Source organism: Pseudomonas sp. 05T35 (genome assembly GCF_056396605.1).
Genome location: NZ_JBFTLU010000284.1, coordinates 1 through 5,857, shown reverse-complemented (window position 1 = coordinate 5,857; position 5,857 = coordinate 1). Strand labels below are relative to the sequence as shown.

The window sequence follows — 5,857 nt, the reverse complement described above, 5'->3', positions numbered from 1 at the left end:
GTGGTGCCGTTTCATATCGGTGAAGAACGTTTTGCGGCTGAAGGTCAGGCGCTCGCCGCATTGGCGGGGGAGCTGGCACGGCGTGCAGCCGACGCGGCTAGACAGCCCGTGCGTGTGGCGGGTTCATTGCCGCCGCTGTTCGGTTCCTATCGTCCGGACCTTTTTGATGCTGCCCGGGTGACTGAATTGCTGACGCCATTGGTGACGGGGCTGGCACCTCATGTCGATCTGTGGCTGGCTGAAACCCAGAGTTCGATTGTCGAGGCGCGGGCTATTCATGCCGGTTTGCCAAAGGACGGCAAGCCGTTCTGGCTGTCGTTTACCTTGAAGGATGAAGACACGGACGAAGTACCGCGTTTGCGTTCAGGTGAACCMGTGGCCGATGCCGCTGCGGTGGCCGCAGAGCTGGGGGTCGAGACGCTGCTGTTCAACTGCAGCCAGCCGGAAGTAATCGGTGCGGCGATTGATGCTGCGCGGGAAACCTTTGAGCGTTTGGGTGTGAAAGTACACATCGGCGCATACGCCAACGCCTTCCCGCCGCAACCGAAAGAGGCCACGGCCAATGATGGTCTGGACCCGTTGCGCGAGGACCTCGATCCGCCCGGTTACCTGCATTGGGCGGCCGATTGGCAGAAACGCGGTGCGAGCCATCTCGGTGGTTGCTGCGGGATTGGCCCGGAGCATATTGCGGTGTTGGCGCAGAAGCTGGCGTAAAGCCAAAAGATGTTCCCACGCTTCGCGTGGGAACGGTCATCAGGCGCCATTACCCCGGCACTCAGCCAGCGTTTTCAACTGACCCGAATCCGTCTGATTTTCCTCGCTCAGCCACTTCTCAAATCCCGCCCCAATCGCCGGCCACTCCGAGTCCAGGATCGAATACCACGCGGTGTCGCGGTTCTGGCCCTTGACCACCATGTGCTGGCGGAACACGCCTTCAAAGCTGAAGCCCAGGCGTTCGGCGGCGTATTTGGAGCGGGCATTGCCGTTGTTGCACTTCCATTCCAGGCGACGGTAGCCCAGAGCGAACGATTCCTTGGCCAGCAGGTACACCGCTTCGGTGCTTTTCGGTGAGCGCTGCATCGGGGCGCCAAAGGTGACGTGGCCGATTTCGATGCGCCCGTGGGCCGGGACGATCGACATCAGGCTGAGAAGGCCTTGCACTTCACCGCTGGTACGGTCGATGACGCTGAAGAAATACGGGTCGCTGTTGGCCGCGTGGTTGTTCAGCCAGTCGTTGAACGCGCTGCGTTCCGGGAACGGGCCGTAAGGCAAGTAATCCCACAGCTTCGGGTCGGCGCCCGGGCCTTGCAGGGCTTTGAACAAGCCGTCGGCGTGGCGTGCCGGGTCGAGTTTTTCCAGGCGAATGAAGCGTCCTTCGATCAGTTGAACCGAGGGAGCTGGAGCGCCTTTCCAGTCAGCGAGTGAAGTCGACATGTTGCTCTCCTTGAGCCTTAAAGGGCTTTGCGAAACTGGATGAAACCAGGACGTTCGGCAATGCGCTCGTAGAGCTGGATCGCGGTGCCGTTGGTTTCGTGGGTCAGCCAATGAACCTTGCAGCAACCGTCCGCCTTGGCAGTGGMGTAGACGAATTCGATCAGCTTGCGGCCGACGCCGGTGCCACGGGTTTCGGGCGTCACCAGCAAGTCTTGCAGGTAGCAGGAGTTTTCGATGCTCCAGTTCGAGCGGTGATAGATGAAATGCACCATGCCCACCGCTTTGCCATCGGCCCAGGCGAGGGCGGCGTGAGTCGGCTCGCTCGGGTCGAGGAACCGTTGCCAGGTGCTGTGGCTGACAGCCTCCGGCAGCTCGGTGTTGTAGAAACGCAGGTAGGCTTGCCACAACGGCAGCCAGGCTGCGTGGTCATCGGCGGTAACACGGCGAATCTCGATCTGACTCATGATCATTCCTTGGGCATCAGGTGGGCGAGGGCCTGGTCGTGCGGATTGGCGCTGGCGATCAGCCCTTCGCGCACGCCGGTGATGTCTGCGGTACTGCGGTTCTGGCTGAGCTTGCGCTTGCCTTCCAGACGCTGGATCGGCAGGGCGAAGCCGACAATGGCCTTGAGCATGCCGTCGATGTAATGGGCCGGCGCGTCGTCGACTTTCCACGGCTGGGTGCGGTCGCGTTCATGGCGATCGGTCAGGGCGCTGACCACATTGCGCAGGCGATGAGCATCGCTGAACACTTCGGCGTTGCCATAGGCGTGTACCGCCACATAGTTCCAGGTTGGCACAACTTTGCCGTGGTCCGCTTTGCTGGGGTAGTACGACGGGCTGACGTAAGCATCGGCCCCGGCAAAAATCACCAGCGCCTCGGCCCCGGCTTCCAGCTCCTGCCACTGTGGATTGGCTCGGGCCAAGTGGCCGTAAAGGGTGCCATTCGGCCCTTGTTCCGGGCTGAGCAACAGCGGCACATGGCTGGCCTGCAAGCCCTGCTCACCGTGAGTGACGAGGATGGCCAGGCGTGTGTCGAGGATCTGCTGATGCAGGGCGGGAAGGTCTTCGATGGCAAATGCGCTGGGGGTATACATGGATATTTTCCTTGGCGAATGCCTTTATCCTAGGCAGGCTATTGGTCTGTTGTAAGAGCCATTAACAGCCAATTTCGTAGGTCCATTAGCGAGGCTCCATTGCCATGAACAACCCGCCGCTGTCCCTGTCGTTCAACCCGGCGGGTATCGAACTCGATCGCCGTCAGGGCTTGAGTCGTCAGCTTTATCAGGCCTTGCGCCTGCGTGTGCTCGACGGTCGGCTGGTGAGTGGCACACGCTTGCCTGCCAGCCGCGATCTGGCTGCGGCGTTGTCGATTTCACGCAATAGCGTGGTCCGTGCCTACGATCAACTCTACGCCGAAGGTTTCATCGAGGGACGGGTGGGGGACGGCACATACGTGGCGCAATTGCCGCAGACTGYGTTACCGACGAAAAAACTATCCACAAAAGTATCCACAGGGTTACCAACAGGCTTACCCACAGGGTTATCCACAAAATGGCCGGATTTACCTGGGGTTTCATCCAGTAAAGTTATCCACAGTGGTGCTTTGGAGCGGGTCGAGAAGCACCATTTGCCCAGGCCTCCAAGTGGTCCGCCGAGGGCTTTTCGGGTGGGTGTGCCGGCCTTTGATCTGTTCCCGTTTGAGGTCTGGGCCAAGCTGAATGCGGCTTTCTGGCGTAAGCCGGATTTACAGCAACTGTGTTACGGCGCGCCCGAAGGTTACGAGCGCTTGCGCGGATTGATCGCGGCCTATTTGCGCAGTTCGCGCGGCATGCAGTGCAGTGCTGAGCAAATTGTGATCACCAGTGGCGCACAGCAGGGGATTAGCCTTTGTGCACAGCTGCTGGTGGAGCCCGGCGATGGGGTGGCTGTGGAAAACCCCGGCTATCGCGCGGCTGGGCATGCCTTCGCCGTAGCCGGGGCGCGTTTGCATGGGGTCTCGGTGGACAACGAAGGCATCAATTGTGCCGAACTGGCTGAGTTGAGCGACTGTCGATTGACCTACGTCACGCCGTCTCATCAATATCCGACCGGGGTGATCATGAGCCTGGCGCGGCGTCTGGAATTGCTCGCCTGGGCTGAACGCACTGACGGCTGGATCATCGAGGATGACTACGACGGCGAGTATCGCTACAGCGGCGCTCCACTGGCGCCCTTGGCGGCGCTGGATCGACAGGGTCGAGTGCTTTACGTCGGCACCTTCGGCAAAGTCGCGTTTCCGGCATTGCGTCTGGGGTATCTGGTGTTACCGATGGGCCTGGTAGACGCGTTCTCCCAGCGTCGTGCGGTGGATGTGCGCCATTCCGAGGTGAGCACTCAGGCAGTGATGGCCGAGTTCATGGCTGCCGGGCATTTTCAGCGGCATATTCGCCGTATGCGGCGCGCGGCCTTGAGTCGGCGCAACACGCTGTTGGCGGGTTGGCCTGTGGATATCCCGGGTGTTGGCAGCCTGCCAGGTGTCGCGGCGGGGCTGCACTTGACGGTGGCGGTCGACACTCAGGCCCGCGAGCGCGAATTGATCGACGCCGCAGCGAGTGTTGACGTCGAGATCAATGGCCTGAGCAACTATTGGCTGCCGGAGTCATGCACCCTGCCAGACCAGCGCGCCGGGCTGGTGCTGGGTTTCGCGGCGGTGCCCGAGGAGGCGATCAAGGCAGCGCTCGGGCGGTTGAAAAAGGTCTGGTGCCGCTGAGATTTGGAGGGCTGAGTCGTGAGGCAGGTGGGAAAACTGAAAGCCCCAGGCGGTAACTGAATATGCGTGCAAAAAAGACCCGCATCAGCGCGGGTCTCAGGTTCTAGTCGGGCGTGTGACTCACGACCCTGAGGCAGAGGGTGGTGCCTGCGTGAAGAACAATGCTTTGGCCTGTTGCGGGCTGATCTCACTGCGATAGACCGCAATCAGCTCGTGATTGCTGGTTGTCGCATGCCAGTCGAAGCGCCCCTTCAATAATCGTTGATCACGGGTTTTCAGGTGAGCCGCCGTAAACGAGTCGGCAGGGCCCGTGAGCCCGGCGTAATGGAAGTGCGCGTACCACAGCGGTTTACGGGTTTTTCGGTCAAGAATTTCGTATTCCTGAAGGTAATCCTTCCCAGGGCCTTTGAGTCGTTTGCGTTCGCCGTTGCGGACGATGTCGACCGCGTTTTTGCTGCGTAACCACTCGATGCGTGCGGCAGTGGGAGGTTGCAGTTTGATCATTTCCAGCCGGGTCATATGACCTTCTGAGTAAAGTCGCGCGACCGCTTCGGTGAGCTGTTTTTTCAGGGTCTTGGCTGAATCCGATTGAGTGTCCGTGGTGTTGCCGGTACTCAAGGACTCTTCAATGCCGTTGGCTGCACGCTGCAGTTTTCGAGCTTGCTGCTGAAACATATCCTCTATTTCCACCGGAATCCGGTTCGGGCGTTTTGAGTGCGCTCTGGTGCGGTTGATGAAGGTTTCCAGATCATTGAGCAGCGCCTGACCGACCTCTACCTGGGCGCCCAGATCCAGAACCAGGCCGGTTGCCGTTGAAGGCTTTCTGGTCGCTCGCTCAAGCCAGACGCCGGGCGTTTTCTCATGGAAGGTAGCAATGACTTTGCCCGTCATCGGCTCGGTGACGTCGACCAGAACCTCATCGACCGGCGTGTCCTTGCGGACTTCACCGACGACTATGCCCTTGTAACGGGTCTTGATGATTTTTTTGCGCGGTGGTGCAGCGACTCGTGAGGGACCAGGCTTGGGCTCCAGGGCCTCTCGCTCGCGCAGCAACTGCACCAGGTAGTTGACCGTCGCCTGATGGAACTCATTGGTTCGCTTACGCAGACGGTCAAACTGCTGCTGGATCAGTTGCTCGGGGTAGTCGATTGCGAAGTCTTCAAGGCGCTGGTCGATGGCTGTGAACTGACTCACCAGGGTATTGAGGGTCTCGATGCGTTCACCAAGGTTGAGTTCGTTATCCTCAAGGGACACCTCCATGGATGCCTGAATGGTCAGGTCGGCATGCTCACCGATACTGTCCATGGCAATCCTGGCCTCGGCCATGAGGGGGATATTGCCGTCTTTCAAGCACAGCTCCTTGGCCAGAGTGACCTGGAATGCTTTCAGATCCTGCACGTCAAAGGTGGGTAATTTCTGTTTGTACTCGTGGGCCAGCTCGGCGGCGTTCTTTCCGAGCGTGCTCAGTTCCTGGAAGCGCGATTGAGCGAAATCGATCTTGTTGATGAGCTCTTCGGTCAGATCCGTCATTTTCAGCAGCGTATCGCGGTCCAGCTCGTTTCCTTCTGTCTCCGCTTGTTCAAGAAGCTCGAAAGTACGACGTAGCGTCTGGGTGTAGGTGGCATGCTGTTGATCGATCCCGGTTTGATTGAAGAACAACTGAGTACCCAGC

Annotated in this window: 5 protein-coding genes and 1 pseudogene; 2 read left to right on the top strand and 4 right to left on the bottom strand. The window is 59.6% G+C overall.

From position 1 onward, the window contains the following. A partial coding sequence (locus AC1DH9_RS20150; RefSeq protein ID WP_477808654.1) for a homocysteine S-methyltransferase family protein occupies positions 1-714 on the top strand: 714 nt, incomplete at its 5' end. Positions 715-753: 39 nt separating this feature from the next. Here AC1DH9_RS20150 and AC1DH9_RS20145 read toward each other — a convergent pair. Genes AC1DH9_RS20145 through AC1DH9_RS20135 form a run of 3 tightly spaced genes read right to left on the bottom strand, consistent with a single transcriptional unit; the run spans position 754 to position 2,530 of the window. Further along, the gene (locus AC1DH9_RS20145; protein WP_427541258.1) at positions 754-1,434 is read right to left on the bottom strand and encodes a GNAT family N-acetyltransferase; all 681 of its coding nucleotides are present in this window, start codon (positions 1,432-1,434) and stop codon (positions 754-756) included. 17 nt (positions 1,435-1,451) lie between these two features. Beyond that, a complete protein-coding gene (locus tag AC1DH9_RS20140) occupies positions 1,452-1,898 on the bottom strand; it encodes an N-acetyltransferase family protein (RefSeq protein WP_477808653.1) in 447 nt (148 codons plus the stop codon). A 2-nt stretch (positions 1,899-1,900) separates the two neighbouring features. Further along, positions 1,901-2,530 carry an FMN-binding negative transcriptional regulator gene (locus tag AC1DH9_RS20135; protein ID WP_427541252.1) on the bottom strand — a complete coding sequence of 210 codons (630 nt, stop codon included), beginning with the start codon at positions 2,528-2,530 and terminating at the stop codon, positions 1,901-1,903. A 104-nt stretch (positions 2,531-2,634) separates the two neighbouring features. Here AC1DH9_RS20135 and pdxR point away from each other — a divergent pair, with 104 nt between their 5' ends. Next, complete coding sequence (gene pdxR, locus AC1DH9_RS20130; protein WP_477808652.1) at positions 2,635-4,185, top strand: MocR-like pyridoxine biosynthesis transcription factor PdxR; 1,551 nt, start codon at positions 2,635-2,637, stop codon at positions 4,183-4,185. Between the two features lie 120 nt (positions 4,186-4,305). On the opposite strand, the pseudogene AC1DH9_RS20125 reads toward pdxR, so the two are convergent. Next, positions 4,306-5,857: pseudogene (locus AC1DH9_RS20125) on the bottom strand (hypothetical protein); the annotation flags it as partial.